Below are 1,252 nucleotides of genomic sequence, written 5' to 3'. Positions count from 1 at the left end.
GGGTCCGCTCCGTGCGCGAAGCCACCCAGCTGATCGGGGAGATCATGGCGAGGGCCGGTTCAAAAGACTGGTACGACCGGCTGGCGCCGGGGCATCGTGGTGTGCGCCAACAGCTATCTGATCGTGGAATTCGCGCTGCGGCCGGTGACCGCGCGGGTGCTCCAGGCCGACCCGCACCGCCGCCGCGGCATCGGCGTGTTCGGCCGGACCATGCTGTCGTGGCTGGTCGGCGTCGGTATCCCGGTGGCGCTGTCGATGATCGTCGCGGTGTGGGCGCTGGCCGATCCCGCGGTGAGCAAGGCCAGGCTGGCGGTCTGCGTGCTCAGTCTCGGCGGTTCGGCGCTGCTGTTCGGAATGCTGCTGATGGCCCAGGTCGTGGCGGCGACGGTCGCCCCGATCAAGGGGGTGCGCCAGGCGCTGCGCCGGGTGGAGGACGGCGATCTCGACACCGAGGTCACCCTCTACGACGGCACCGAACTCGGTGACCTGCAGAGCGGTTTCAACCGGATGGTGCACGGCCTGCGCGAGCGCGCGCTGATCGAGGACCTGTTCGGCAAGCACGTCGGCCACGATGTCGCGATGGCCGCGATCGCCTCCCAGCCGGTGCTCGGCGGCACCGAGACCGAGGCCGCCGCCCTGTTCATCGACATCGTTGGCTCGACCACCATGGCCGCCACCCGGCCCGCCCCCGAGATCGTCGGCATCCTCAACCGCTTCTTCGACATCGTCGTCGACGAGGTCGAGCGGCACGGCGGCCTGCTCAACAAGTTCGAGGGCGACGCCGCCCTCGCCGTCTTCGGCACCCCTGCTCCCCTGCCCGACCTGGCCGGCTCGGCCCTGTCCTGCGGCCGCGCCATCCAGCGCAGGCTGCGCGACGCCTCCGACCTCGACGCGGGCATCGGCGTCGCCGCGGGCCGGGTCGTCGCGGGCAATGTCGGCACCCACAACCGCTACGAGTTCACCGTCATCGGCGACGCCGTCAACGAGGCGGCCCGCCTGTGCGAGCTGTCCAAGAACTACGACGAACGCCTCCTCAGCTCGGCCACCACCCTCGCCCGCGCCGCCGACTCCGAAACCGCCCACTGGAACCTGGGCGACACCGTCACCCTCCGCGGCCGACTGACCCCCACCCAACTGGCCGTCCCCAGACTCTCCGCACGCACCCCGGACCCGACCACCGCGACCGCCCAATCGACCGAGATGCACTGAGTCGGCCCGAACAGCAACTGTCCGCCTTCCCAACCCCGCACGC

General features: G+C 71.0%; 1 protein-coding gene. It reads left to right on the top strand.

All coding sequences use genetic code 11. From position 1 onward, the window contains the following. Window positions 1-99: 99 nt before the first annotated feature. The gene (locus ACWDNU_RS46180) at window positions 100-1,209 is read left to right on the top strand and encodes an adenylate/guanylate cyclase domain-containing protein (RefSeq protein ID WP_449673486.1); all 1,110 of its coding nucleotides are present in this window, start codon (window positions 100-102) and stop codon (window positions 1,207-1,209) included. The last annotated feature ends 43 nt before the right edge of the window (window positions 1,210-1,252 follow it).

The organism is Amycolatopsis sp. NPDC003676 (assembly GCF_053587275.1).
Note: the sequence above shows the minus strand (reverse complement) of the source record. Positions and strands in the feature narration are given on the sequence as shown.